A 23,811-nucleotide genomic window follows, 5' to 3' on the forward strand; every position below is an offset into this window, starting at 1 on the left:
GGGCAAATCGGGGCGCGTTAGTGCCCTATTGCGCTTATCGCAGGCGCTGTACGGGCAAATCGGGGCGCGTTAGTGCCCGAATGCGCTTATCGCAGGCGTTGCTCGGGCCAGTGAGGGCGCGTTAGTGCCCTATTGCGCTTATCGCAGGCGTTGCTCAGGCCAGTGAGGGCGCGTTAGTGCCCGAATGCGCTTATCGCAGGCCGTGGAACGGTGATCCCCGCGGCTTTTTTGTAGGTGTTAAGCTCGTTGATCTACGTGCATACTTTGGGTTTCTAGCCTCGCGCCACCGCTCATGTGTTGATCTACGTGCACACTTGGGGTTTCTAGCCTAGCGCCACCGCTCATGTGTTGATCTACGTGCACACTTTGGGCGTCTAGCCTCGCGCCACCGCTCATGTGTTGATCTACGTGCACACTTTGGGCGTCTAGCCTTGCGAACCGCAACATGCCCCCTGCCTCCTAGCGCGCGTCATCGACGCCTGCCTGAGACAGGGGGCCTTTCATATCGCGCCAAAAGCTTGCGTGTTCATCTACTGCGTAATCGTGACCTGGCTCAGCTGCGGATTCCAACTCAGCGAACCGCCGACCGGATATTCGACCTTGACGTAGTTCGTGCCGGACGGGATTCGCTCGGGCGGCAGCCGGTACGTTCGCTCCGTCCAAAGGCCGCCATTGATGGGCGCGTCGGCGTAGTCGGCTCGTACGGGAAGCCAGACCTGGCCGTCCCGCGAAGCATAGAAGCTGAAGTCGCGAATCGCTTCCTGGTCGGTGGCGAACAGGCCGACGGCCTGCAGCTCGTTCACGTGACTGCGATGGTAGGTGATGTATTCGGCCGGACTTCCGCTCGTGCCGGTACGCATCGCCCGGCTGGCATCGCCAAGCGCTGAGGCATTGGACGTATCGAACGCGAGTCCCGCGCTGTGGGTGGCTGCTTTGCTCCAGTCGTTCAGATGGTCGGTGTCCGCCGTCGGCGTATACCGCACCGATACGCGGCTCAGCTGCGGATTCCAGTTCAACGTGCCGCCCGTCGGAAATTCAATCTTGATATAGTTGGTGCCGGCGGGCAGCGAAGCCCAATTGTAGTCCCGCTTCGTCCACAGATTGCCGTTGATCGGCGTGTCGGCCGTCGTATATCCGCTCTGCAGCGTCCACGTTCCCGCGGCCCCGCTCGGCGACGAATAGACCTTGAAGTTGCTGATCGGCTCCGCGGACGTATCGAACAATCCCGTCAACGCCATGCCTTTGGCATTGTCGTACCGATAGACGACATACTCCGGCGTCGTCCCCGTTCCCGTCCGCGCCAGCCGCCTCGTATCTCCAAGCGCGGAGACGTTTAAGCTGTCGAAAAACAGGCCCGCGCTATGGCTATCCATTTTCGTATAATCGTTGACTTCGTCCGTCGCCGTGACGGTATTGGAGAGACTCGTTACGTTCGTAATCTCGTACAGGACGACGCCATGCCGGTTCAGCGCAGGCGACAACGAGATGGCATTGCCTGAAACCGTGACGGCCGAGGTCGAAGAAGCGGTCAACGCCGCCAGCGTCTGATAGGCGCCGAGCCTGCTGTTCCAATACGTTCTCGCGGCTGCGTTCGTCAGCGTCGCCGAAGCCTCGACCGTCTGCGGCGACCATCCGCCGTAGTCGGCCGACGACAGCGTCGAGCCCTTGTCGCTCCACCACTGCGGCCAATAGTTCGCATGGGTGTCGTCCACGGTCCAGCTCCGCACGTTAACGGTGCTGCCCGCGACAGGCGCGATCTGGTTGATGCCGAGCGTGAACGTCTCTCCGCTCGTCGCCGCCGGATTCGGATTATAATTGTGCAAAAAGATGCGCAGCGTCTTGGTCGCGTCGTTGTAGCCGGCATACCCGTCGATGTAATTGCCGGCGTTCGTCGCGCTGCCGCCGATCGACAGACCGGCTCTCCGGTCGCCCGCCAGCTTGTGCGCGAGCGAGATGACGTTGGTCGAAATGGTGGGAACGCTCGCGCCGCCCCATACGCCGTTCGCATTGAGCGCCCACACCGAAAACCAATCGATGCCGTTGTCCACGGTCTCTTTGATTTTTTTGGCCAGATACGCGCCTTGATACCCCGTTCCCGTCGACCGCGAATACAAGTCCTTGCCGCCGCTGTCCGTCAGAAACCAGCCTTCGTCCACGCCGACCTGCAGATTCGTCAGACCCTGCGTTATCGCGCGATCGCGCAAGCTTGCGATGACGGCCGGCAGCGAGTTGGCGGTATAATTGCCGGGCGACTGGTCGTAATAGGATGCGGTGATGAAATTAATTTGCGTGCCGGTGCCTCCTGTCTTGTAATTCGTCCCGCTCGCGCAGTGATCGATCAGGTCCCGGGGATCCCACAAGCCCGGCGTCACGGCCATCGCGTGCGCGCCGACGACCAAGTTGCCGGCCCCGACGGCATCCTGAAGCGCCGCGACCGTGTAGTCGTACAGCTTGAAGTACGCCGTGCGGGAAGCCGCCGCGTTCGGCGAGCCGGTCCCGTCCCAGAACCAATCGGAATTCTCGTACTCCGACAGCACGCCCCAACGCCACGACTTCATCTCCTGCACGCCGAACTGCGAGACCAGCGAATTCGCCAGCGCCTTGATGTAGTTGTAGTAGACCGTATAGTCGGCCGGCGGCCTCGTGTTGACGTTAAAGCCGCCGATATTCGGCGCCGTCGAATACTTGAGCGGCACATTGCCGGTAACGATATAAGGCTTCAGCCCCTTGTTCAGCACGTTCTGGATCGCCGCTTTCAAGTCGTCGAACTTGTAGTCGGTCATCGTCGACGCGTTGGCCGGATCCACGAACAAGTCCCGGTCGTTGCAGTTCGCGTATCCCGCGTAGCAGCCGCCCGTCGCCGCGAACAGGCGAACGTATTGAACGAACGGATAGTTGTCGGCAAAATAGCCGTTGGGCTGGCCGGACGCGGCGGAAGTCCAGTCGCTTTTGTAAAACCAGCTGTTGAGCGTGTTAAAGGTGTCGAGCAGCGTATCGCTTTGAACCGACGCGTCCACCGTGACTTGGTAAGCCGCATCGGCGGGTGCAGGCAGCGAGACGGCGCCAACTGCGACGGAGGCGGCGATCAGGCAGCTTAATAAGGCTTTTATCCGGATTTTCATGAATCAGCTCTCCTTTTAATGAAGAAATAAAGATGCCGCGCTTGCGGGCACGGCATCTGTCGATTTCTTATTGCGGCAGGAAAAGCAGTCTCTGAATGATCGCTGCGGACTCGGCGCGGGTTGCGGTCGACTTCGGCTGGAAGCGTCCGTCGCTCACCCCGTCGATGACGCCGGCTTGCCGCATGGCGGCGATCGCCTGCACGGCGAAGGGCGAGATCGACGTCTGATCGGCAAACGAACCGGTCTGCGATGCGGCGATGTCCGAAGACGCAAGCGCCCCCGCCTTCTGCGCCGCCCGGTACGCAAGGACGGCCATCTCCTCGCGCGTGATCGGTGCCGCCGCGTCGAACTTGCCGCCGCTGCGTCCCTGCACGATGCCCAGCGTCTGGGCGCTGGCCGCCGCCGCGTAATACCAGGCGCCTTCCTTCACGTCGCTCAGCGTGCTCGCGGCGCTGCCGTCGATCAGGCCAAGCCCTTTCATCAGCATCTGCACGAATTCTGCGCGCGTGACCGTTCGATTCGGCTGGAAGCTGCCGTCTCCGCTGCCTTGCACGATCTCCTTCGCCGCCAGCGCGCGGATGTATGTCTCCGCCCAAGGCGCCGTGCGCAGATCGGTGAAGCCGACATCCGCGTATGCAACGGCGAATCGGCTGAAGTGCCCCGGCCGGAACGTCGCTTGTCCTGTCGCCGGATCGAACCTGGCGTTGGACACGGCCTGCGGAACCCCATTTTCAGGCAAGTACCAGACGACGACCTGCTCGGGCCGCGCACCTTGCTGCAGGGTGTAATCCAGCGATACGGCGATCGCCCCCGACGGCTGCCAGGAGGTGACGGCGCTGCCGTTCGCAGTCAGCGCAAAGTCGTAGACGGGACTGCCGCCGAGCTTTTCTCTTGTTCCATCCGGCAGCGTCGAAGCATCCACCAGCTTCAAAGTCAGCGTCAGCAGACCGGATGAGGATTCGCCGAGCAAGCCCGGCGCCTTGTCGAGGGCCATCGTCACGACGCCTGCCCCCGCCTGAATCTTCAGTGTCTTGACGCCGCCGGAGCCGGATTCGCCGAGCAAGGCCCGGATCGGCATCTCGAGGCGAATCTCGGTCGGCGAGGCAGCCCCGTCGACCTTTGCGTCGATGGTCAGCGTACCTGCGTCATCCTTGGCCGATCCGGCCGCCTGGCGAACGTCTGACTCGGACAATTTGAATACGGCTGCGCTCTTCTCGTCCGCTCGCGTCACCGCCGTTAATCTGCCGCTGCCGACAGTCACGGAGGTACCGCCCCCGTTCGACGTCTGGCCGCCGGATCCCGGACTCGGCGTCGGATCGGGGCTCGGGCTTGGGCTTGGACTTGGGCTTGGACTTGGGCTCGGACTTGGGCTTGGGCTTGGACTTGGGCTTGGACTTGGGCTTGGGCTTGGGCTCGGACTTGGGCTCGGACTCGGGCTCGGGCTCGGACTCGGATCGCCGCCACCCGGCTCCTCCGCCGAAGCCGTCGTGCCCGCTGCCGCGGCCGACAGCCCGGATTCGCCGCCTGCGCCCAGCGCCGACACCTTGTAGTAGTAAGTCGTGCCTGCCGACAGGCCGGTATCGCCATAGACGACATCCGCCACCGAGGCGTCATTGATCTTCTCGAACGGACCGGCCGAATCGGCGGCCCGGTATACGTTGTACCCGGTTGCTGCGGCGGATGCCGTCCAACTGACGTCAAGCGCCGATGTACCTTTCTGACCGACCGTCACTCCCGTAGGCACCGGCGGCGCCCCGTACTCGGTCACCTGAATTTCGACTCTGCTGAGCTGCGGATTCCAGAACAAGGTGCCGTTTTCCGGATACGCAACTTTTAAATAAACGGTGCCCTGCGGCAAATCCCCAAGCGTATACTTGCGATTGGTCCACAGCACGCTCGAAATCGGCGAATCGAGCACGGCCGCGTCTTCATAAGCCGTCCAGGTCTCTCCATCAGGCGAAGTCGAAAACGCGAAATCGTAAATCTGCTCCTGATTGGAGGCGAAAAATCCGTTAATCACGGCTTTGGACATGCCCGCGAATTTGTAGACGACGAACTGCTCAGGCTCCTCCCGGGTCTGAGAACGCATAAGGCGGCTCGGGTCGCCGAGCACGCCGCCGTTGCCCGTATCGAACTCCACCCCGTCGGTATGCGCGTACACGACGCTCCAGTCGTTCAGCTCATCGACGTGCGTCACCGTTGCCGTGCTGGCGGTCGTCGCGCTTACCGGCGCCGAAGGCGTCGATTCTCCCGCGCTGCCGACGGCTGCGATCTTGTAATAATAAGTCGTGCCCGCGTCAAGCCCGGCATCCTGATACACGGTCGCGGTCACAGGAGCCGCGGTGATCTTGACATAGGGGCCTGCGACGCCTAAAGCCCGGTACACCTGATAACCGCCGGCGCCCGGCGACGTCGCCCAGCTCAGCTGAACGGCCGCCATGCCGTCCGCGCTCGCAGTTACGTTAACCGGCGCGGGCGGAGCCGTCTGCACGGCCACCCGGCCCAGCTGCGGATTCCAGAAGTTGTTCCCGCCCAGAGGGAACTCGACTTTTAGATAGACGTCCCCTGCCGGAATGTCCGTCAACGAATACGTGCGGCTCGTCCAGAGCAGGCTCGTAATCGGCGTATCCGCATGCTCGAATGCCGTATGCGCCGTCCAGTCGGCTCCGTCCTTCGACGTATAAAACTTGAAGTCGCGGATCGCTTCGTCGTTCGAGGCGAACAGGCCGGTCACTTGAGCGCTCGCCATCTCGTCGAACCGGTAAACGACGTAATGGGCGTTGACCGGGTCGGCCGTCGACCGCATGACTCTGCTGCTGTCGCCCAGCAGCGAACCGTTGCCCGTATCGAACTGAAGCCCATCGCTGTGACTGTCCGCCATCGACCAGTCGTTCAGCTCGTCGACATACGAGAGCCCGTTGTCGCAGGCGCATGCCGCGTAGACAAGCTCCACCTTGGACAGCTGCGGATTATAGAAAAAGGCTTGCTCCGGCGGGTACTCGATTTTCACGTAATTCGTACCGGCCGGTACCGCGCTGAGCGTATATTCGCGTTTTGTCCATAACCCGTCGTTAATCGCGGAATCGCGGCTGCTCCAGCCGAGCTGCCGGCTCCATGTCGCGCCATCCGGCGACGTGTACAGCTTAAAATCGCTGATGCGCTCGCCGTTCGTGGCGAACAGCCCCGTCATGGTCAGGCCGATCATGCCGGGATAATGATAGGTGAGCGTCTCGCCGCCTTCCGGCCGGAAGGATGAGCTGCTGCGCATCACCCGGCTGCCGTCCCCGAGCAGTGCGGCGTTGCCCGTGTCGAACACGAGACCCGCACTATGCGTGTCGGTCTTGCTCCAATCGTTCAGATCGTCCGTAACGACGGTCGGCGAGGCCGTACTTACGGCATTCTCGATCTCGTAATACACGACGCCATGATGGCCGAGCGTCGGATGCAGCGTGAGCGAGCCGCCGCTGACCGTGGCCGTCGTCGTCGTGGGCGTCAGCGAGGCCAGATTTTTATAAACATCCTCTCTGTCGTACCAATAATCCCGATCCGCCTGGCCGACGAGCGCGTGCGGCACCTCGACGGAATACTTGGACCAGACATTATAGGAAGCGTCGTTTAGCCCCCGACTCGCCTGGTCCGCCCACCACGTCGGCCAGAAGTTGGCGTGCTGATCGTCAACGACCCACTGCTTCACGGTGACGGTATTGCCCGACAGCGGCGCGATATTACGGATCGTCACCGCCGGCGCTTCGCCGGAGGTTGCATTCATATTCGCATTGTAGTTATAGAGCATGAGACGCACCTTGTTGTCCGCGCCGTCATACCCGCCGATGCCGTCGACCTCGTTGCCCGCGCCTGCCGGCGTCCCGGACACTTGCGCGCTAATCCGTTTATCGCCGACCATCCGGTAAGCCAGATTGGCGACGTGGGCGCTGACGGAATCGACCCCACCCCAGATGCCTTCCGTGTTCATACCCCACATCGAAAAGTAATCCGCGTTCCAATCGTGCATCTGCTTGAACAGCCTGGCGTCCGCGGGCGCCTGGAAGCTGTGCCCTACGACGCGCGAATACAAGTCCTTGCCGTCCGGCCCCTGCAGGATTCTCCCCTCGTCGATGCCGAACTTCAAGTTCGTCAGTCCGTTCTCCTGCGCGCGGAGGCGGAGCATGTTGATCGTATCCGCCAGCGTCTTGGAGGACGGCGCCGGCACGCCCGGCCGCTGGTCGTAGAACGAGCCGCTGATAAAATCGATCTGCGTCCCGATCGCGCCCGTCTTGGCGTTGATGCCTTTGGCGACGTGATCGATGAACTCCAGCGGACTCCAGATGCCCGGCGATACGGCCATCGCATGCGCGCCCACGGTCAGGTTGTCCGCTCCGATCGCAGCCTGCAGCGCGGCCACCGTGTAGTCGTACAGTTTAAAATAGGCGCTGCGCGTCCCCGCTGGATCGACCGCGCCGTCGGTGAACCAGTCGCGGTTCTCGAACTCCGTCAGCACGCCCCAATCCCACGTTTTCACCTCATCGATGCCGAATTCCGCGACAAGCGCACCCGCCAGCGCTTTGATGTAGCCGTAATACACGTTATAGTCGTCCGGCGGGCTGACGTTCACCCCGAATCCGCCGATCGCGGGATGGGCGCTGTACTTCATCGGCACGTTGCCCGTGACGATATACGGACGCAGCCCCTGCCGGACGACGTTGCCCGCCGCTTCGATCAACGAGTCGAACTTGTAGTCCGTCAGATTCGACCGGTCCGCAGGATCGACGAACAGATCGCGGTTCGTACTGCAGCCGGCATAGCCCTCATAGCAGCCGCCTGTCGCCGTCATCAGCTGGACGCGGTCGATGAACGGATACCGCTCCGCGAAAAAGTCGGCCGGCTGACTCTCCGCCTCCTCCGTCCAATGCTCGTTCAAATCCCACACCGTCAGATCGTAAAACTTGTTCGATATCGTCTGGCCCTGCGCGCCCAGGTCGAACGTGAGCTGCAGCCCTGCCGTCTCCGCGGACGACACGCCCGGCGCCGGTACCCCAACCGCGCCAAGCGCCATCGCCACAACGAGTACAGCGCTTACAAATTTTCGTTTTAACATCGCCGTGCTTCCTCTCCCCATGAAGTTTTTCCCCGCATGAATGCCGACAACGGGCGAATTTCCACCCAAGCATAACGAAATCCGGAGAACGGCGATAGAAAACAAAATCAATAAAAACAGCATTCCGTTAACTTCTTGATCTAAAAAGACAAACAACCCGCAAGCGGCACGCTTTTGGCGTGCGCATCTTGCGGGTCTTCTCTTCTCATTCACGCCAACAACCTTCCGGCAAAATCCGGATCGTCGAGCATCGGACTGCCGATGGCGATCAGATCCGCCAGTCGATCCTCCAGCGCGCGGTTGGCGAGACTTCGCGTATGAAGCTTGCCGACCGCAATCACCGGAATCCGGAAATGCTGCTTGATCGCGGCGGCATGCGGCAGCTGATACGCCGGATGCACGTCCGCCGGCTTGATCGGGAGCAGTCCGCCGCTAGAGACGTGAATGCCGTCCAGCTCGGCTTCGAGCGGCTTCAACAGCCGCACCCATTCCTCGGGCGTAAGCCCGCCTTCGCAATAGTCCGTTGCGGAGATCCGTATGAGGACCGGATAGTCCCTCCCCACTTCCTGCCTGATCGCCAAGAGCGCCTCCTTCAGAAATCTCGATCTGCCCTCGGAATCGCCGCCATACTCATCCGATCTTGCATTGGTGAGCGGAGATAAAAATTGGTGGATCAAAAAGCCGTGCGCGGCATGGATCTCAATGCCGTCAAACCCGGCTTCGACGCTTCTGGCGGCAGCGAGGCGATAATCTTCAATGACGCCGCGAATGCCGGCCTGCGTCAACGCTTCGGGCGTGCCGTAATGATCGTCGAAAGGCAAGGCGCTTGGCGCAATCAGTGACCGAGTCACCTCGGGAGAGGATTTCCGGCCGCCGTGCGACAATTGGACGAACACGGGCGTTTCGTGCGCGTGAATCGCATCCGTTATCTTTTTCAAAGGCTGCACGTGCTCTGCCTTATAAATACCGATATCGCTCGGCCATAGCCGGCCATTAGAAGAGACGGCTGTCGATTCTAAGATAATAAGTCCTACATGTCGCGCTCTCCGGCCGTAATGGGCGATATGATGATCCGTCGGGAACGCGTCGAGCGTGCCTTTATATTGCTGCAGCGGGGCCATGACCAGCCGGTTTTTGAGCTTCAAACCGCCCAGGGTCGCGGTGTCGTTGACGGTCACTGTCATAGAAAATTCTCCTTCGCAAGTCAGGTTTGACATTTTATAATGGATTCAAGCAGATTCACATGCGATTATCAAGGCCAAACATCGAATACTCATTATTTATTAAATCATTTTCTTTTCATAACCTCAATTCATTAAGCGGAGGCTCTTATGGACCATATCGATTCCAAAATCTTGACGCTCTTGCACGACAATGCCAGAATATCGATCTCCGAAATGAGCAGAACGATCGCCATGTCGCAGCCTGCCGTTACGGAACGGGTTCGAAAGCTCGAGGAGCAGGGGATTATCACGGGTTACCGCGTGCAGCTATCTCCGCACAAGCTTGGGAAGCATACGACTGCCTTCGTGTTGTTTAAAACGAACAAATGCCCCGACTTGACCGCGTTCTGCGAATCTTCGCCTGATATCGTGGAGCTTTACAGAATCAGCGGTGAGTACAATTTTCTGATGAAAATCGTTACGGAAACGACGGAATCGTTAGCCAGCTTGCTGGACGAATGCAATGCCTTTGGCTTTTCGTCTATTCTGGTCGTGCTCTCCACGGCGTTCGAGGATAAAAATATCGCGGAGGTCGGCCCCACTTATCCTTGAGCATCCGCCGCCGTCGTGGCAAGCGCATGGCGATTGGCCGGTATCGGCACGCCCAGGTTGCCTCGCAGCGTGTCCGCTTCGTATTCGGTGCGATAGATGCCTCTTTGCTGCAAAATAGGGATGACCAGCTCCACGAATTCCTCCAGCGCGCTCGGCGTAACGGATTGAATGAAGAAGCCGTCCGCCGCTTCTTCCTCGTAGTAACGCTGGATCAAGTCGGCGATCTGCGCCGGCGTGCCCATAAAGCCGCCTGGCGGCGATACGAAGCGAAGCGCGACCTGGCGCAGCGTCAGATTTTCCTCGCGCGCGATTCGCCGGATTCGTTCGGTCGTGCTCCTATAGCTGTTGCTGCCGAGATCGCCGAGATCGGGGAACGGCGCATCCAGCGGATACTGCGTGAAATCGTGATGCTCATAGAATCGGCCGAGATGGGCGATCGCTTTTTCAATCGTGACCAGGTTCGCGATTTCCTCGTATTTGGCCTTTGCTTCATCTTCCGTGCGGCCGATAATGACGCCGATGCCGTGCAGGATCGCGATGTCGTCGGGCGACCGCCCATAGGCCGCGGCGCGCGCTTTGACATCCCGGTAGAATTGTTTGGCGTCTTCGATATAGGCATGCTCCGTCAAGACGGCATCCGCCGACCGCGCGGCGAGATTTTTGCCGGCTTCTGACGAGCCCGCCTGGAATACGACCGGCTGCCCTTGCTTCGAACGTCCGATATTGAGAGGCCCGCGGACGGAGAAAAATTCGCCTTTGTGGTCAAGCGTATGAAACTTGGAACGGTCGAAAAAAACGCCGGTGTCTTTATCGCGGACAAAGGCGTCGTCCTCCCAAGAGTCCCACAACCCCCGCACGACTTGGAGATACTCCTCCGCCATGCGGTAACGCTGGGCATGGGAAGGATGCCCGTCCTTGCCATAATTGAGGGCGGAGCCTTCCAGCGGCGAGGTGACGACATTCCAGCCCGCTCTGCCGGCGCTGATGTGATCCAGCGAAGCGAACTGCCGGGCAGCGTTAAACGGTTCGCTGTAGGAGGTCGACAGCGTGCCTACCAGGCCAATTTTGCTCGTAACGGCAGCAAGCGCGGACAAGATGGTAATCGGTTCGAACCGGTTCAGAAAATGAGGTAGGGAATCCTCCGTGATAAAGAGCCCGTCGGCGATAAATATGAGATCGAACTTGCCGGCTTCCGCCGTCCGCGCCTGACGTTTGTAAAATTCAAGGTTGACGCTCGCGTCGACCGGCATGTCAGGGTGTCTCCACAGGCCGGTATGCGCCCCCAAGCCTTGAAGGATGGCTCCGAATTTAAGCAGTTTTTTTCCGGACATTCCGATTCGACTCCTTGTCGTTGTATGATCGAGACCTCATCGACGCTATGCTTCGATAAGCGTATCACCAACTATTCAAGGCGGTCTATGCGGATTTAAAGGGAAATGGACGTTAAAAAATTAAAATTAACGGAAATCGCATGCGGAAAAGCCCTCCACGAATGAAGGGCCCCTACACCGCGCTATATTCAATCAGATTCACCCCATCTTCTTCGAAGCCTTCCCCTTCCTGCTCCGTTGCTCCAGCACCTCGTCCAGATACGCCGTAAACTTCGACTCGCCGCTGTAGGACACATACAGCCAGTCGAGCGCCCGCGTCAGCGCGATGTAGAACAACGACACTTCCTTCTCCTCCGCCGCTTCGAGCGGAAACGGCATGCTGTCGACATTCACGACGAAGACCGCTCTAAAATCCAGCTCCTTCGCGCCGTCGATCGTGGAGATCTTGATAGAATCGTGAGCGCGTTCCAGCCGCTTTTTCGCATCCTCGTTTTCCGTCACCCAATAATAGGGCATGCCCGCTTCAGTCAGCGCTCTGCGAATCGTATCGACGTAGGAGAACTGGTAGTTATCCTTCACGCGGTACAGAATGGCCATGTCGGCGTACGAAATGCTCTTCTCGTTGTGTAGAAAAGCGATTCGTTCGCACACCCGCTTGATCTCATCGGTAAACCGATCGCATCGCGCAATGACCGGCTCCGGCCCCTTACGGTGCGTGCTGTAAGGCGGGATGATGTCTACGCCGTCCACGGAACCGCTTCTCACCGTATCCTGCAGGGCGGAATGCCGCTGGTAAAAATCCCAGGCGAACTGCGCGATCTGCGCCGTGTTACGGTAATTCATCGAGAGAATACGGGACCTGCCGCGTAGTGAATTGGTTTGCGCCCGATCCCCCGCCAGCGGATTCCCCTGCAGCTCAGGGTTCAAGACGAGACCCAGCAGCTTCAGCCATTCCGGCTCGAAGTCCTGCACGTTATCGATCAGGATCGCGTCGTACGTCGGCAGGATCGCCTCATGTTGATCGAGCTTCCCGATCAGGACCGGTATATCCGTCACCCGCGCATTCAGGACCGCCCTCAGCCACTCGTAAAAGCCGAACACCTCGATGTTCGACGCCACGGCGGCGCCCGCCTTCTGCTCCTCGAGGCGGATGAGATCCAGCAGGTCCTCCGGCTCGTTCATCAGCTGCTCGATCGTCTGCTCCAGCGTCAGCGATCTCGCGGCATCGCGGCACAGCACAAGAAGCTTCCAGTCCGGGTACTGCTTGGCAAGCGTTCGCGCCCGGCCGGCCAGTTTCGCCGCATTCCCGCATCCCACCGCCCCTCGCCTTTTCCGCTGATCGTCGCCCGACTGCCCGTCCCTATTTTCCGCATACGAATCTGTGGTCTTGATATGCCGAAGCGAGAGGAGCAGCTGATCCTGGTCATCGGCCGGCTGCCTGAACTCCGCGCTGATCCGCGCCTCGGCGAACAGATGCTGCCGAATCGCCCGAATATCCGCCGTCGTCAGATAATAGCGGCTGCTGCTCCACACCGTGAACATCGCATGTATTTTCTCGATCAGGACATCTGCCGAAAAAGCTGCATCCTCCGGATCCACCTCGTCGCGGCACAGCACGAATTCCCGGGCGATCGCCTCGTAAAGGTCATACTTGATGAAGTCTGCCTGCTTCAATCTCGTAAATACGGTCCCGCAGCCGCACGGAAATTTGAGCTGACCCCGCAGCTTCCCCGCGGGCTGGATCAGTTGCTCATCCTGCTTCAGCTGCTGCGCGACAAACCTGGCGTTATCTCTCGCCTCGTTGTACGGATTCCGCACGATCTCCACGCGCCCCGCCGCACCATGCAGCTGCCATTGATCATGATCGACCTGGAGTAGCGCGGCCGGCGTATAATCCTTCACGTCCAGCACGACCAGTCCCAGATCCGGACCGATAATGACGAAGTCGAGCCTCCGCCCCTCGATCTCCGGTTCGTAATACACCATATAATCGCTCGGCAGGTATTCTTCCAATGTGCGAAAAAGTAAACGTTCCCCCGCTGCAGCACTCGTCCGAATAACCTCCGGGACCATATAGGCCATCTTTCGTCACACCTTTAACGGATTGATTGCATTTGACACTAGTATATATGATTTGCGGTATCTTACAGAAAATTATTCGAATTCAATCGTCTGATCGTCGAAGTCAGATCGCCGATTCGATGCGTTGACTACCGTAGCACGCCAGACGCTGCGAAGAAATAGTTGCCAAAAAGGTTACTACTTAGGTCCGCCCTTTTAGTTTTCTGGATATAGGTGTAAAAGATTATACCTATGCGTTCAGAAACGGGGGAGCCGGATGATAGATAAGAAACTCATCAAGCAGATCAGTCATAGTGATCCTGAGACCATCGAGGCGTTCATTACATCGCTGGTCGATCAGTTTACCGCTACAATCGCGCAGTATACCGCTAAAATCGAGAAGCTTGAAAACCGAATCAAAGACCTCGAACGTCAGCTTGGCCAAAACTCCCGCAATAGCAGCAAACCGCCTTCAAGTGACGGTTTCCGCAAGCCGACCAACTCGCGGCAGCCCGGCGGAAAAAAGGGAGCGCCAAAGGGCCATGACGGACATACGTTGCTCTTCGCTGAAGTGCCGGATCACGTCGTTCATCAAACCATATCCGTCTGCGGCGCTTGTCAGGCGTCGCTCGAAGCCGTGCCGTCTTTGGACTACGAGAGACGTCAGGTTTTTGACCTGCCTGCACCACGCGTTGTGGTCACCGAGTATCGCGCAGAGAAAAAGTGTTGTCCGCATTGTCGGCGTACGCAGCGCGCCCTCTTTCCTGAGGGCGTGAATGCTGCCACACAATACGGCGACGGATTCGCAGCCTGGACCGCGTATTTGAGCGCGTTTCAAATGATTCCGCTTGCGCGTATTGGGCAACTCTTTGCCGATTTGACCCGTTACCGTCCGAGCGATGCGACGCTCTTGTCGTACCTAAAAGTCATGCATCACCGCCTAGCACCGGCTGAGCAATGCGTGCGCGAGGCGCTGCTGAAAAGCGACTATCTGCATTGCGACGAAACGGGCTTTGGTGTCCAAGATCACGAGCACTGGCTACATACCGCCTCCACTGCCGATTACACGCTATTTACCGTTCATCCCAGCCGCGGAAGTGTGGGCATGAAAGCAGGAGAAATCTTGTCTACTTACACGGGAACGGTGATGCATGACAGCTACGGCGCTTACTTTAAAGATGAATTCTCCTTCTCCCACTCGCTCTGCTGCGCCCATCTGCTTCGTGAATGCCAGGGGATAAGCGAGCATGACAAGCATACCTGGTCGACGCGGATGAAAACGTTGCTGCAGGAAAGCTGGAAGACAGCTTCGGACCACCGAAAACGAGGTGAGCCTTTGAGACAGGAACACATCCAGCAGATGCAGCAACAGTACGACGAAATTCTAAAACAAGGTGAACTTGAATGGTCCAAAGATCCTGTTCGCCCCAAAACCGGCCCGAGAGGCCGAAAAACGAAAAGCAAAGCGGCGAATTTGGGACAGCGGTTCCTGAGTTACAAGGACGCCATTCTCCGCTTTCTTTATGATGCCAAGGCGCCCTTTGACAACAACCAGGCCGAACGCGATATTCGCATGGTGAAAGTCAAAGACAAAGTTTCAGGCTGCTTTCGTACAGAGCAAGGTGCAAAAGTTTTCGCGCGCGTGCGCGCCTTCATTTCCACGCTTCTCAAGCAACAACTCCCCATACTCCCCTCCCTTTCGGCGGCACTCCGCGGCACGTTTACTTTCGGTTGACCTAAGTAGTAACCCAAAAAGCATCTATTTTCGCCGATTTTCCAAAATGATTCGGAATAAGTGTTAAAAGGCAGTTAATTCGTCGCGTAGAACCATTCTGCAGCCGTATGCGGTGGAATAATTGCCTTTTAACCACTATTCGGCGGGGCAACGGTGTGCAAAGAAAAATAACTGCCTTTTGACAGCTATTTATAGATTTAGCGAAGTCCGGCCGCCCGGCAAAACCGCAACTATTGTATTGATTGACACACTCCTTAGATTGGGAGTACCTGATTACAAATTTAACGACAAAATCTTCTTCGTTCCTTGCACGTCAAACTGAATCGTGGATTCGTTTAACCATCGAACCTGTTGGATTCCCGTGTAATTCTCATCGTGTTGCAATATAAAGTTGAAATCGTCAGATGGCGTATGACGCAGCAACAGTCGATTGGAGGACTTCTGATAGGTTTCGAAAAAATAGTGACTTTCCCCTAACGTTGCCGTCCGATAACGAAGCACCAACGAATGCTTATGCTGAGGAGAGTCAAATTGTTGATAGCTCCATTGCGGAAGCGCGTAATGCGCATACAGATACACGCCAAGCCCAACACCTAGAACAATTGGCATGGAGATGATCAGGATCGCCCTTGCCCAGCTTAAGGAGATAGAAAACAAAAGCATAATAACAACGTGGGCAAGTATAAAAGACAGAACAATGCTTTCCTTGAGAAAAAATAGAACATAGCCATTCAAATATAAAATGAGCAAAGAAGCATCTACGAGAATCATCAATAGAAGCAAGACTAGAAAAACGATTTTAAAAGTCCTCTTTCTTGTCTCCTTGTACACGCGTTTCCTCCCTTCAAGCCGAGCTTACAAGATTATTGATTGAGCGCTCTTTGCCGCCAATTCTCCCCGAACCTCTTGAAAAAAAGCGTAGCGATCGCAAGGTGGATGATATCGATTCCCCAGTAGACGACAATCGCGTATTTATAGTCTCCGAACAGCCAGACGCCTAATAAAGAAACAAGGACAGCAAAGATCACGTGCATGCAGCCCATCAAAAGCAAGTAAATCCATTCAGATAAAGAATTTCTGGATTGTATACAGCAGAACAAGTAATTAAGGAATAGCGAGCCTACAGCTAAACCTAATAATTTAATTAAGTAGGCTTCGGGGTCATACGGAACAATATACTGCCCCATCAAATCAACAAGCGAGAGGTATTCTACAAACTCAAAAAATAGAACCCCGATCAATACAAAGAAAAAAATCAACCTGAGTACGGCGCGACTATTCAATAAAGATACCGCTCCTTTAAATGGCGGAGATGACGGATGACGAACCTTTTTAGTATATATCGACTTGCTAGAGATGGATATAAATTCATGAATATAATAAAATCTGGTTGAAGGAAATTTCATGAGGTGAACATCAATGCGAATTATAACACGGCTTGCCATCGCCATTCTCGTGCTGGCAACGATGCTGGCCGCATCCGGCTGCGGATTGAAGGATGGGCTGCCCGGAGCGCTTAGGGGAGAGTGCCTTGGAGAGATCGATTGGGTCGACTTTCTTATGCTGGGCGATGTGATGTACACGTCCAACATCGAAGGAACGAAGGGCGTCTCCGAAGGAAAGCAAGGGGAGAAGATTGGCGAGGTATCGTATATGTTGGATGAGCATGCCTGCACGGACCATCAGTCGAAGAACGGCGATGCCGCCTACCTGCCGATCGGCACGGCGATCTATGCGATGAACGGCTATAAGCCTTCGTACCGCGTCATGGCGGAGGGCAAAGTGTACGAGGCTCGCAGCAACCCACATGCGAAAACGATCGGCGACCTGTGGGACATCGACGGGAGGATTGCAAAGGTCAGCCTCGAGAGCGGAACGGACGGCAGTCCGATCGGCGACTTCGCGCCGGAAGCGTCGGCGGTCTTCGCCAGGGATCTGCCGCAACTGAAGCTGGTCGGCTCCGATACGATCTACAAAGACAATAAACCCGAATACGGCATTTTCCTGCGGGTGCATCTGCAGGACGGGACTTCGTTCCGGATGGTCTTCTACGAGAACGCGAATGCCTTCCCCACGGGCGCCTATGGCACCGAAGCGATAAAGTCGGTTATTGTCGGCGAGCGAACGCGGATCAAGAAGGCGGCGGGATTGATGTAGCAGAGGCATAACAGAGGCATGATAGCGCATTCAATCCCCGTCTGCTACAATACGGTTGACGAAAATTCACGTACTGACAACGGAGGATGGACATATGAACTTACGGCCGCTGGGCAAAACGGGTTTGCAGGTGAGCGAAGTCAGCTTCGGTACGTGGGCGATCGGAGGCTCATGGGGGCAGACGAACGACGCAGAGTCGCTCCGCGCTTTGGACAAGGCGATGGACGAAGGCGTCAACTTCTTCGATACGGCCGATGTCTACGGCGACGGCAAGAGCGAGCGGCTGCTCGCCCGCGCCACCAAGGGCAAGGAAGACAAGATCCACATTGCTACAAAGTTCTGCCGTCAGGGAGATATTCACGACCCGCAGACGTATTCGGAACAGCGGGTGCGCCAGTGGTGCGAGGACAGCCTGAAGCGTCTCGAGCGCGATACGATCGATCTGTACCAGATCCACTGCGCGCCCTTCGAGATCCTGAAGCAGGGCGCCGTGTTCGAGGTTCTGGACAAGCTGCAGCAGGAGGGCAAGATCCGTGCTTACGGCGTCAGCGTCGAGACTGTGGAGGAAGGTTTGTTCTGTCTGGAAAAGTCGGGCGTGCAGGCGCTGCAGATCATATTCAATATCTTCCGGCAGAAGCCGATCGCGGAGCTCCTCCCCCGCGCGGCCGAGCGCGGCGTCGGCTTGCTCGTCCGGCTGCCGCTCGCCAGCGGTCTGCTGACCGGCAAGTTCAAGGCGGATGCCTCCTTCGAGGCCGAAGATCATCGCAACTTCAACCAGAATGGCGAAGCCTTTAACGTCGGCGAAACGTTCGCAGGCCTTCCCTTCGCCAAAGGGGTAGAGCTCGCATCGCAGCTCGGCTGGATCGCAGAAGGCCGCGGCAACATGACGCGCGCCTCGCTTCGCTGGCTGCTGGACTTCAAGGAGATCACCTGCGTGATTCCGGGGTTCAAGAACGTGCGTCAGGTCGAGGACAACCTCGGCGTGCTGGCCATGAAGCCGTTCACTGCGGAAGAGCACGAGCGGTTGCGGAAATTTTACCGGGAGCAGGTTAGCGAACATATTCGGGGCGCTTACTAAAGCTAGATCGGAACAGGCGCTCATAAAGCAGCGGATCCCCACACGGCGGATCCGCTGCATTCATTTCATGACTAGTTGATGCGATTCAATCCTTCCAGCTCTTTGACTCGCTCCTCTAAATGAGCGATTCTTTTATTCATTTTGCCAATAACCGGAACCCCAAATACAAGGATTAAAATAAACAATACCACAGCCACGTTCAACACCTCCTCTTAGATTCATCGGCCGTTCGGTCGTATCCTTTCATATAAAAGGCGATGTACCCGATGTTTATCGGTTGGATAAGGTTCGCCTTAAACGAAAAACAGAGCCGAGACGATATACGTCTCAGCTCTGCGTTCGTTCCGCCTTGTTAATGATGAAGCGCCAACAGACGCTCGAGGCTGTCATCGATAAATTGGTTGTCTGCCTTGTTGATGCCGCGACCGGCAAAATGGCCCCAGATCGACTCAATCGGTTTAAAGACGGCATGCGGCATAAGCTCCGCTTCGTACTTGTTATCGTCCGCCGGGCAGAAAAGATCCGTGCTCCCCGGCATGACGTAGGCATGTGCCGTAATGCTCCTCAGCGCCTTCTCGAAATCCCCGTTATAGGCAGGGTTCGCACTAATATCTGCGCGTATGCCCGTCCCTAACATGGCGAGGACATTGTGCGGATCCATTTTCATAAAGCTATCTTCCCAGACGCCGGTCATAAAGTCCGCCACCGAGTCGAATCCCAGCTCGCGATAAAGCCCCTCTCTGTAAAACGCCTGCGACAACCCCCATCCCGCATACACACGGCCAACGGCACGCATGTCGGCGGCGGTCAACTGGCCCAGCTTGCTTGAATCGAATCCGACTGCTGCCAAGAGCGGCGCTCTCACGCCCTCTAGGACCAAATACGTTTGAGGCCAAGTCTTGGCCATGCCGGCGATCGGCGCGATTCGTTCCACTATACCCGGATAACTCGCTCCCCACTGGAACGCTTGAATCCCTCCCAGGGACCATCCGACGACGAGCGCGATCTTTTGAATGCCGAACCTCTCCGTCACGAGCCGATGCTGGAATTGAACGTTGTCATAAACGGTAACCTGCGGGAAGTTGGCCTTGTCGAAAGGCGGTGGCGTGTTGGTCGGAGAGGAAGACAGCCCATTGCCCAGCAAATTCGGCACGATAATGAAATATTTCTGCGGATCCAGCGCCATGCCTTCTCCGATCAACCACTCATTCTGAACATGCTGATCGCCGAACGCAGTCGGATAGACGATGACATTGTCTTTCTTTTCGTTCAAACGGCCATACGTCTTATAAGCGAGAAAAGCGTCCGGCAGCGTCGCTCCCGACTGCAAAGTGACGTCACCCAAATCAAAAATCTCGTAGTCCATCGTAAGATCGCTCCCTTCTTGTCGTTAGTATAAATCCGTGCTACGATCAATAAAAGTGAACACAATTCAAAGTAATATTCATTTTTATTGAAAGTAAAAAGAGGTGGTCACACGATGGAATTGCGCCAACTGAACACGTTCCGAACGGTCGCATCCACTTTAAATTTCAGCCGGGCCGCGGAAGCGCTGAACTACGTCCCCTCCAACGTTACGATGCAGATGAAGGCGTTAGAGGACGAGCTTGGCGTTCGTCTCTTCGATCGCCTGGGCAAGCAGCTTGTGCTTACGACGGAGGGCAAACGCTTTTTAACGCATGTGCAAGACGTTCTCGACAAAGTGGACGAAGCGCGCAGCGCGGTTCATGACAATGAACATCTAACCGGCACCTTGACGGTGAGCGCCAATGAGGTCGTCTGTGCCTACCGGCTGCCGGCCGTCTTCAGACGGTTTCGTTCGCAATATCCGGGCGTCCGTCTGATCTTCCGCTCCGTGCCGAATCAAGCGCTCAGGCAAGCGCTCTTCGACGGAGCTGCGGATGTCGTCTTTATACTGGACGAACCCGTTCGCTCAAGCGGACTCGCCGTCGAACCCTTGCTGGAAGAGACCTTCCGCCTGTTTGCCGCGCCGGACCATCCGCTCGCTGCACGAACCAAGCTGCAGCCGGACGATTTTCACCGAGAAGTTTTTCTGACGAATGAAAAAGGCTGTCCCTACCGCACCATGTTCGACCGCTCATTCGAGAAAGAGGGCATCGACAGCATCACCTACCTGGAGTTTCAAAGTGCCGAGGCGATCAAACAATGCGCCATCTCGGGGATCGGCATCGCCTTTCTGCCGGAGATCGTGACGGAAGCCGAAGTCGCACGGGGCGAGCTCGTCGCGCTGCCGTGGCAAATTCCGGACTTGCGCGTGTACACGCAGATGCTGTGGCATAAAGACAAGTGGCTGTCGCCCATTATGACGGGTTTCATAGAAGCGGTAAGGGAAGTTTCACCGAAGGCGTAGTGCTCATTTCCGAGCATCCGAAATATCAACCACATAATCATCTACGTCGTAATCAATGTAGTGTCGATTCCAAATTTGTCTGGTCTGGTCGTCACGACCGCCTGGATCATGATCCATATTGGAATCAAGCTATACTACTGTGTCTGATCAATCGTCCCGATCGGCGGCCTTGGACCTGCATCCGTGAGGCCGACCTCGGCATCGTACGCATCGAAAATCTTGCGCGCGATCGGCGCCGCGCCCCAGCCGCCGTAGCCCCCATCAGGCACGATAACAGCGACAGCGAGCTTCGGCTTATCCTGCGGGGCGTAGGAAATAAAGACGGCGTTCTCGACGAACTTGCGCTTGCCGACGCCCTGCTGCTGGGACGTACCGGTCTTGCGATAGAAGTCATAACGCACGCCGTCGAAGCCTTCAACCTTGACCTGCGCCATGCCGTCTTCGATCGTTTTCCAATACGAATTCGGCAGCTTGATCTCGTTTAGCATCTCGGGCTTCATCGTCGTCATGACGTTGCCGTCCGCATCGGTCGTATGGTCGACTAGCATCGGCTTCATCCGCTTACCGTGGCTGGCGAGCGTAGCGGCGTATTGGGCCAGCTGCAACGCCGTATACTTGCCCTGCTGGCCGAACGACGCGTAGATCATCGCCGACTGAGGGCTGTCCCGTGTCGCGCTTACGAAGTAATCCACAATGCCGGGCATTTCCAATGGCAGCCCGCTGCCAGTTTTCACCCCGAGTCCGAACTCCTTCATGTGCTTGTCCCAGATGTCGACGCTTTTTTTCTTATATTGCATATAAAGCGCGTTACCGACCATTTTCGCCATGTATGCGTTGGACGACTTGGCGATCGCCCTTGTAGGCGTGAGCGAACCGTTGTAGGCGCGTCCGGCATTCTGAACCTCAGCCTGATCATCGCGACCGAACTTGAAGTAACCCGGGTCCGTCCATGTAGTCGAGGGCGTGATGACCTTTTCCATCAACCCGGTCAGAATCGTCAACGGCTTCTGCGTCGAGCCCAGCGGCACAAGCGACGTCGGATGCTGCGAGCGTTCCTTGGGGTCCTTGTAAGGCGGAAATACTTCCCGGATCGCGCCATTGCCCATCGCAGCCGTGATCTCGTCCAGTTCCTCCTGGCTGATCCCGCCCTGCCAGATATTCGGATCATAATCCGGCATGCTCGCCATCGCCACAACCCTGCCGGTCTCCACCTCCATTGCGACCGCATATCCCGTCGTCGGCTGCGCATCTCTGAGCGTCTTGGCCGTCGAAGCGCGGGTCGTCGCGATCTGATCGAGAATGGCTTGCTGCGCAGTGAGCTGTACTTTGCGATTAATCGTCAGATACAGATTCTGCCCTTTGACCGGCTTCGTCAGCTTCATGTCGCCGACGATCCGGCTCGTGACGTCGATTTGATAAGATTTATAACCGTTAAGCCCCCGCAGCTCCTTCTGATACATCAACTCGATGCCGTCGTAGCCGACCTCCTCCGAATCCAGATACTTAAGCGTGGGATCCGATTGATTCGCGTTGATTTCTTTGTAAAAATCCAGATTTTCCTTGGCTCCCTTCATCTTGTTCATATAGCCAACCAATTGTACGGCGACCCGGTCGGGAGTATATTGGCGAATGCTCTCCTCCACGATCTCCACGTCGGGATACTCGTCGCGGTGCTCGCTAAGATAGGCGATCTCTTCTTTTGACAGTTCCGATTTGATCCGCCGTTGCTGAAACGGCAGATGCGTTATGCCATCGATGTCCATCGCCTCGATCACGTCCTCAGTCGTCATCGGCTTGGAACGCTCATCGCCTTTTTCGTTAAACAGCTTCACGAGTTTTGCAGCCAGCGCCTCCGCGGCTTTCTGCTTAAAACCTGTTTTGAAAGTAAAATACAGCGACTGCGTCGAGATCGAATAGGCGATCCGACGTCCCGCAGAATCGTAAATATTGCCGCGGATGGGCGGGATGGATACGCCCTTCGTGATCATGCGCGTCTGGCGCTCCTGGAGACTCGGACCCTCGACGAGCTGCACATAAGCAAGACGCACGATTAGCCAGGAGAACAGGAAAAAGGTAACCATGAAAAAGACATTTAACCTGATACTGAATTGGCGACGGTTTTGAACTTCTTTTTTCATTCGTTCCTCGGTTTTATGGTCAACTTCATTCCGCCATTGGATACCCACCCTTATATTGTCATATATTGAGACGAATCCCTTTTTAGAGAGGTTCAATCTTTATTCAAAGATTTTCGAAAATGGCATTGACGTCCACATTCACGAGCTTGAACCTGCCTGTCAAAAACGCAGCGCATCGAAGGCGTTCTTCACCGGACTCGATTCGCGCTCAACCCGCAATTCCTCGACAATAAGAGCCGGGAAAAAGTCGATGAAATCGTGAATACTGCGGTCTCTGAGGAAGGTTTTAGCGAGATTGCGCCGAATTGTGTATCCATCTCATCCCTAAGGTGGTCATCGTTTATGGGTCTTTTCAGCGGATTGTTCAACAACTATTCTGAGGTGTCGGTCCAGGAGCTGCAGGAGAAATACGGTGCTTTTCTGACGCCGAACGAGACGATTCAGACCGGCTTCAAGCTGATTCGGGACGCCTTCGTGTTCACGGAGGAACGGCTGATTCTAATCGACCATCAAGGCGTGACCGGCAGCAAAACAAGAGTCGTGTCGATTCATCTGGACGCGATCTACGAGGTGACGATGGAGACGGCGGGCACCGGATTCGACGACTGCGAAGTGACGATCCACTATATTACTTCCCCTTACCACAAGAGCAACAATATTTCAGTCTCGTCGTACAAATTTGAGTTCGGCAAAAAATTTAACGCAAAGCCGATCTACACGACCTTGATGTCCATCGCCCTTGCCAATAACAAGCGGTTGAACGGTTGACGCTCGGCCATATACATTTCGAAAAGGCTCAGGTTCCCTAAGGATCCTGAGCCTTTTTATTTCTACGACGCCCGACTCGCAGCGCCTCGTAAAGCTCAAGAAAGTCCGCTTTCAAATCAATTGTAATAGGATACTAAATCGCTTCGATGAGCGTTGTATAGGGCTTTCCACATCCGCAGA

General features: G+C 56.6%; 16 protein-coding genes. 6 read left to right on the forward strand and 10 right to left on the reverse strand.

The genetic code is table 11. The annotated features are described in order from the left end of the window. Positions 1-530: 530 nt before the first annotated feature. From KB449_RS23015 to KB449_RS23025, 3 genes are all read right to left on the reverse strand, one after another. Positions 531-3,122, reverse strand: a complete 2,592-nt coding sequence (locus KB449_RS23015) for a GH39 family glycosyl hydrolase (protein ID WP_282910583.1) — start codon at positions 3,120-3,122, stop codon at positions 531-533. A 67-nt stretch (positions 3,123-3,189) separates the two neighbouring features. Further along, positions 3,190-8,217, reverse strand: coding sequence for an S-layer homology domain-containing protein (locus tag KB449_RS23020; RefSeq protein ID WP_282910584.1), 5,028 nt, complete (start codon positions 8,215-8,217; stop codon positions 3,190-3,192). Between the two features lie 209 nt (positions 8,218-8,426). Then, complete coding sequence (locus KB449_RS23025; protein ID WP_282910585.1) at positions 8,427-9,401, reverse strand: oxidoreductase; 975 nt, start codon at positions 9,399-9,401, stop codon at positions 8,427-8,429. 147 nt (positions 9,402-9,548) lie between these two features. Here KB449_RS23025 and KB449_RS23030 point away from each other — a divergent pair, with 147 nt between their 5' ends. Beyond that, positions 9,549-9,992 (forward strand): Lrp/AsnC family transcriptional regulator, encoded by a 444-nt coding sequence (locus KB449_RS23030; RefSeq protein ID WP_282910586.1) that lies wholly within the window; start codon positions 9,549-9,551, stop codon positions 9,990-9,992. Here the strand turns inward: KB449_RS23030 and KB449_RS23035 are convergent. Further along, the gene (locus tag KB449_RS23035) at positions 9,983-11,323 is read right to left on the reverse strand and encodes an LLM class flavin-dependent oxidoreductase (RefSeq protein WP_282910587.1); all 1,341 of its coding nucleotides are present in this window, start codon (positions 11,321-11,323) and stop codon (positions 9,983-9,985) included. The two genes, KB449_RS23030 and KB449_RS23035, sit on opposite strands and share 10 nt — an antisense overlap. A 198-nt stretch (positions 11,324-11,521) precedes the next feature. After that, on the reverse strand, positions 11,522-13,405 hold the full coding sequence (locus tag KB449_RS23040; RefSeq protein ID WP_282910588.1) for a 3'-5' exonuclease: 1,884 nt from the start codon (positions 13,403-13,405) through the stop codon (positions 11,522-11,524). A 256-nt stretch (positions 13,406-13,661) separates the two neighbouring features. On the opposite strand from KB449_RS23040, the gene tnpC reads away from it, so the two are divergent. Beyond that, positions 13,662-15,119, forward strand: coding sequence for an IS66 family transposase (tnpC, locus tag KB449_RS23045; protein WP_282910589.1), 1,458 nt, complete (start codon positions 13,662-13,664; stop codon positions 15,117-15,119). Positions 15,120-15,392: 273 nt separating this feature from the next. Here the strand turns inward: tnpC and KB449_RS23050 are convergent, their stop codons facing one another. Together KB449_RS23050 and KB449_RS23055 are read right to left on the reverse strand one after the other, a co-directional pair. Then, positions 15,393-15,950: a hypothetical protein gene (locus tag KB449_RS23050; RefSeq protein ID WP_282910590.1), complete on the reverse strand. Its 558-nt coding sequence runs from the start codon at positions 15,948-15,950 to the stop codon at positions 15,393-15,395. 32 nt (positions 15,951-15,982) lie between these two features. Then, the gene (locus KB449_RS23055; protein WP_282910591.1) at positions 15,983-16,402 is read right to left on the reverse strand and encodes a hypothetical protein; all 420 of its coding nucleotides are present in this window, start codon (positions 16,400-16,402) and stop codon (positions 15,983-15,985) included. A 136-nt stretch (positions 16,403-16,538) separates the two neighbouring features. On the opposite strand from KB449_RS23055, the gene KB449_RS23060 reads away from it, so the two are divergent. Both KB449_RS23060 and KB449_RS23065 read left to right on the forward strand, forming a co-directional pair. Next, positions 16,539-17,276: a hypothetical protein gene (locus KB449_RS23060; RefSeq protein ID WP_282910592.1), complete on the forward strand. Its 738-nt coding sequence runs from the start codon at positions 16,539-16,541 to the stop codon at positions 17,274-17,276. 94 nt (positions 17,277-17,370) lie between these two features. Further along, entirely contained in the window at positions 17,371-18,354 is a 984-nt protein-coding gene (locus tag KB449_RS23065) for an aldo/keto reductase (RefSeq protein WP_282910593.1), read from the forward strand. A gap of 71 nt (positions 18,355-18,425) precedes the next feature. On the opposite strand, the gene KB449_RS23070 is transcribed toward KB449_RS23065, so the two are convergent. Both KB449_RS23070 and KB449_RS23075 read right to left on the reverse strand, forming a co-directional pair. Next, the gene (locus tag KB449_RS23070; RefSeq protein ID WP_282910594.1) at positions 18,426-18,551 is read right to left on the reverse strand and encodes a hypothetical protein; all 126 of its coding nucleotides are present in this window, start codon (positions 18,549-18,551) and stop codon (positions 18,426-18,428) included. 155 nt (positions 18,552-18,706) lie between these two features. Continuing rightward, positions 18,707-19,720: an alpha/beta fold hydrolase gene (locus KB449_RS23075; RefSeq protein WP_282910595.1), complete on the reverse strand. Its 1,014-nt coding sequence runs from the start codon at positions 19,718-19,720 to the stop codon at positions 18,707-18,709. Between the two features lie 114 nt (positions 19,721-19,834). Here KB449_RS23075 and KB449_RS23080 point away from each other — a divergent pair, with 114 nt between their 5' ends. Further along, positions 19,835-20,725: a LysR family transcriptional regulator gene (locus tag KB449_RS23080; RefSeq protein WP_282910596.1), complete on the forward strand. Its 891-nt coding sequence runs from the start codon at positions 19,835-19,837 to the stop codon at positions 20,723-20,725. A gap of 134 nt (positions 20,726-20,859) precedes the next feature. Here the strand turns inward: KB449_RS23080 and KB449_RS23085 are convergent, their stop codons facing one another. Continuing rightward, positions 20,860-22,863 (reverse strand): peptidoglycan D,D-transpeptidase FtsI family protein, encoded by a 2,004-nt coding sequence (locus tag KB449_RS23085; RefSeq protein ID WP_282910597.1) that lies wholly within the window; start codon positions 22,861-22,863, stop codon positions 20,860-20,862. A gap of 342 nt (positions 22,864-23,205) precedes the next feature. On the opposite strand from KB449_RS23085, the gene KB449_RS23090 reads away from it, so the two are divergent. Next, a complete protein-coding gene (locus tag KB449_RS23090; RefSeq protein WP_282910598.1) occupies positions 23,206-23,631 on the forward strand; it encodes a PH domain-containing protein in 426 nt (141 codons plus the stop codon). Positions 23,632-23,811: the final 180 nt, after the last annotated feature.

The sequence above is a fragment of the Cohnella hashimotonis genome, from assembly GCF_030014955.1.
Taxonomy (GTDB): Bacteria; Bacillota; Bacilli; order Paenibacillales; family Paenibacillaceae; genus Cohnella; species Cohnella hashimotonis.

What these genes read in the sequence shown, in the direction of transcription:
- KB449_RS23075 (WP_282910595.1), bottom strand. Translation starts at nt 19,720, where the DNA reads ATGGACTACGAGATTTTTGATTTGGGTGACGTCACTTTGCAGTCGGGA.
- KB449_RS23015 (WP_282910583.1), bottom strand. Translation starts at nt 3,122, where the DNA reads ATGAAAATCCGGATAAAAGCCTTATTAAGCTGCCTGATCGCCGCCTCC.
- KB449_RS23080 (WP_282910596.1), top strand. Translation starts at nt 19,835, where the DNA reads ATGGAATTGCGCCAACTGAACACGTTCCGAACGGTCGCATCCACTTTA.
- tnpC (WP_282910589.1), top strand. Translation starts at nt 13,662, where the DNA reads ATGATAGATAAGAAACTCATCAAGCAGATCAGTCATAGTGATCCTGAG.
- KB449_RS23085 (WP_282910597.1), bottom strand. Translation starts at nt 22,863, where the DNA reads ATGAAAAAAGAAGTTCAAAACCGTCGCCAATTCAGTATCAGGTTAAAT.
- KB449_RS23040 (WP_282910588.1), bottom strand. Translation starts at nt 13,405, where the DNA reads ATGGCCTATATGGTCCCGGAGGTTATTCGGACGAGTGCTGCAGCGGGG.
- KB449_RS23030 (WP_282910586.1), top strand. Translation starts at nt 9,549, where the DNA reads ATGGACCATATCGATTCCAAAATCTTGACGCTCTTGCACGACAATGCC.
- KB449_RS23065 (WP_282910593.1), top strand. Translation starts at nt 17,371, where the DNA reads ATGAACTTACGGCCGCTGGGCAAAACGGGTTTGCAGGTGAGCGAAGTC.
- KB449_RS23020 (WP_282910584.1), bottom strand. Translation starts at nt 8,217, where the DNA reads ATGTTAAAACGAAAATTTGTAAGCGCTGTACTCGTTGTGGCGATGGCG.
- KB449_RS23060 (WP_282910592.1), top strand. Translation starts at nt 16,539, where the DNA reads ATGCGAATTATAACACGGCTTGCCATCGCCATTCTCGTGCTGGCAACG.
- KB449_RS23090 (WP_282910598.1), top strand. Translation starts at nt 23,206, where the DNA reads ATGGGTCTTTTCAGCGGATTGTTCAACAACTATTCTGAGGTGTCGGTC.
- KB449_RS23025 (WP_282910585.1), bottom strand. Translation starts at nt 9,401, where the DNA reads ATGACAGTGACCGTCAACGACACCGCGACCCTGGGCGGTTTGAAGCTC.
- KB449_RS23035 (WP_282910587.1), bottom strand. Translation starts at nt 11,323, where the DNA reads ATGTCCGGAAAAAAACTGCTTAAATTCGGAGCCATCCTTCAAGGCTTG.